At 42.3% G+C, this 3226-nt stretch carries 3 protein-coding genes; 2 read left to right on the plus strand and 1 reads right to left on the minus strand.

The window, feature by feature from the left end; translation table 11 throughout:
- Positions 1-175 precede the first annotated feature (175 nt).
- Positions 176-1345, plus strand: coding sequence for a histidine kinase (locus DP116_RS27610; RefSeq protein ID WP_169158167.1), 1170 nt, complete (start codon positions 176-178; stop codon positions 1343-1345).
- Between the two features lie 205 nt (positions 1346-1550).
- Here DP116_RS27610 and DP116_RS27615 read toward each other — a convergent pair whose 3' ends face one another.
- Positions 1551-1811 carry a TRADD-N-associated membrane domain-containing protein gene (locus tag DP116_RS27615; protein ID WP_211173548.1) on the minus strand — a complete coding sequence of 87 codons (261 nt, stop codon included), beginning with the start codon at positions 1809-1811 and terminating at the stop codon, positions 1551-1553.
- 271 nt (positions 1812-2082) lie between these two features.
- Here DP116_RS27615 and DP116_RS27620 point away from each other — a divergent pair.
- A partial coding sequence (locus DP116_RS27620) for a pentapeptide repeat-containing protein (RefSeq protein WP_169158168.1) occupies positions 2083-3226 on the plus strand: 1144 nt, incomplete at its 3' end.

A 3226-nucleotide genomic window follows, 5' to 3' on the forward strand; every position in this document is an offset into this window, starting at 1 on the left:
TCAGGTAGGAAACGGACTCGTCCACCCCTTGTTCACTGTTTACTGTTCACTGTTCACTGTTCACTGATTGAAGGGCGCTTATTCTTACCCGTTCAAAATAAATTATTAACTTTTCCTGAACTTTTGAGTACAGAACGCAAGTAAGATGGTATTTAGCAATGTTAATGCGCAGATAATGTACAGTTCTTATACTGTTTCTTCTAACGGTACCTACTTACGTCCTGCTCGTCGCGGCAAGCACAAGATTTTTATTGGTATGGCTCCTGGGGTTGGCAAAACCTACAGGATGCTAGATGAAGCATGCCGACAAAAAAAAGATGGTATAGATGTCGTTATTGGATGGCTGGAAACTCACGATCGCCCAGAAACAGATGCTAAGGCACAAGGTTTAGAAGTCATTCCACGAAATAAGATAGAACAGGGCGGGTTAATCTTCACCCAGATGAATACTGATGCTATTATCGCTCGCCAACCTCAGCTTGTTTTAATTGATGAACTAGCACACACCAACATTCCAGGAGCAAAACACAACAGACGCTACCAGGATGTAGAGACAATTTTGGCAGCAGGTATTGATGTTTATTCTACTGTCAACATACAACACTTGGAGAGTCTGTGCAATCAAGTCACCCAGATGACGGGTATCGTTGTGCAGGAGCGTATTCCAGACAGCTTACTGGAAGCTGCGGACCAAGTGGTTGTTGTGGATGTCACACCAGAAACATTAAAAGAGCGATTGTTGGAAGGTAAAATTTATCCAACAAGAAAAATTGAGCCATCCGTACAAAATTTATTCCAACGTTCCAACCTGGTGGCTCTGCGAGAACTAGCGCTGCGGCAGGTAGCTGATAACATAGAAAAGAAAGAAATTCAGCAAGCCGCTCGACTAAACTCCAACGCTAAAGCTGTCAGCGCAAATGTTTACTGTATCCACGAACGAATACTGGTTTGCGTTTCTTGTGCGCCAAACTCTGTGCGATTGATTCGACGCGGAGCTATATTTGCTGATTATATGAACGCACCGCTCTACGTTTTGTTTGTGAACAATCCAGATCATTTTATGACAAAAGTAGAAGCACTGCATATTGAAACTTGCAAGCAAATCTGCCAAGAATTTAAGGGTGAGTTTTTGCAAGTTTCTGGTCAAAATGTAGCACAAGAAATTGCTCGTGTTGCAAAGTTATACCGAATTACTCAGGTAGTATTAGGTCAAACTCGTCGCTCAAAATGGCAAATGATATTTACAGAGTCTCTGATTCACCAACTGCTGCGATACGCGGAGCGTCAAGCCTCCGGCTTATCGCTCAACCAAATTGATATTCATATTATCTCATCTGATAAATAACGAAAACCAAGTAAATCAAGACGGAACCTCACCCTGCCCTATCGGGCATCCCTCACGCCAGGTGCTTCAAGTCGGCAAAGCCGCCCAACGCACTGGCTCTCCTTACTAAGGAGAGGGAAAGATTCTAGCGCAGCTAAAAGCGAGGGTGAGGTTGTAAAAATCTTATTCCCGCGACAGAATCAAGAGTTTTCCATTTCTTCACAGATCAAATTTCATCAAGTCTATCATTAGCATCTTTAGCAAGCTCAACACATCGGACACTCGCAATCATTCCACAAGCAGCAGTCACTGCACCTTCATTTGCTTTTCCTCTCAGCAGAAGCCCAGCACCTGTAAGACTAACAAAAGCAGACACTGCGGTAGAAATTATTGCAAGATTGAAACTATAACGTGCTTGTCGCAGGCGTTCACGAGCAATACTTAGTTCTATCGGAGAGTCAGAGTGAGGGATTGGCTTGTTATTCATAGATTTCGCAGAGCAAATAAACTTCATACTTCTAATGTGCAGCCAAACGCCTAAAATCTTGACTACGCAACGATTGTGTTGTTAATCACCTATGACCTTTCTATGATTGTCTTATGCGCTACTTTTGATTGCACAAGCGTTAAGCGAAGCTCTGCCGTAGGCAATCGCCTTTAACATGGAAGAAGTCAGAAGGAACAAGGAAGATAGAAGTTGGTCTTCTTCCTTGTTTCTTCCATCTTCTTCCTTCGCTTAAAAAAACTCTGGTCAAACCATGACAGATCCTAGCCAAAACAGAAAAAAGAAGAAAATAACTATCATCGCGTCTTCACAAGGTGTAGAGAGAGCAGAAAATGCTTTGATAAGGCTAGGATTTGATTCAAAAAGTAACTTTGCACAGTCTCAATTATTAGCTCGTAATACAGTTACAAAATTTTTTCAGCGTGAACCAATTCAACTTGATTCCTTTAAAAGAATATGTGAGGCATTGGAACTGGAGTGGGGAGAAATAGCAGAGATACCATCAGAAGAAGAACAATCTAAGCGAATAGAAAGAAAATATAGCACTAGCTTAGAAACTAATGAGGAGGTGGGGCAAATGCAAACACTTCGCCGTCAAGTCACTGTAATAGATACACAAAGTAAAATAATTAAAGCAGAAATTATATTAAAAGGCGATATCAATTCAGTTCACAACTTCAAAATTATTCAATTAATTTTACAAGAACATTCAGGAGACACTATAACAATTACTGATATTCAAGAAGGCAGTATCAGATTAATTGTAGAAGGTTCTCAAGAAGATATCGAACGGCTTGTATCTCGCATCAAATCAGGAGAACTAACAGAAGTAAACGGTTTTCCGGTTGAGGATGCTCAAATTTTGAGCGAAATTTCAGATGATGATGAAAATAACGAATTAGAGGATAAATGGCGTCTAGTGCAAGAGATTGTTAGTCAGCGAGTTAAGGATCGAAAGTTGATTGGCGCTGACTTGAGTGATGCTGACTTAAGTGATGCTGACTTGAGTGGTGCTGACTTGAGCGATGCTGACTTGAATGGTGCTGACTTGAGCGATGCTGACTTGAGTGGTGCTGACTTGAGTGGTGCCAACCTGAGCGGTGCAATTATTAACAAGGAAACGCGGATTGATCGCAAGTGGCGTTTAATTTGGGAGATTGTTAATCACGCAGCTGTAGATCGAGATTTAAGTAATGCCAATCTGAGCGGTGCCAACCTGAGCGGTGCCAACCTGAGCGGTGCCAACCTGAGCGAGGCCAATCTGATTAGTGCCAACCTGAGCGAGGCCAACCTGAGCGAGGCCAACCTGAGCCGTGCCAACCTGAGCCTTGCTTACCTAAAGGGTGCAATTATTAACAAGGAAACGCGGATTGATCGCAAGTGGCGTTTAATTTGGG

Origin of the sequence: Brasilonema bromeliae SPC951, from assembly GCF_012912135.1 — a bacterium.
Classification (GTDB): domain Bacteria; phylum Cyanobacteriota; class Cyanobacteriia; order Cyanobacteriales; family Nostocaceae; genus Brasilonema; species Brasilonema bromeliae.

What these genes read in the sequence shown, in the direction of transcription:
- DP116_RS27615 (WP_211173548.1), bottom strand. Translation starts at nt 1,811, where the DNA reads ATGAATAACAAGCCAATCCCTCACTCTGACTCTCCGATAGAACTAAGT.
- DP116_RS27610 (WP_169158167.1), top strand. Translation starts at nt 176, where the DNA reads ATGTACAGTTCTTATACTGTTTCTTCTAACGGTACCTACTTACGTCCT.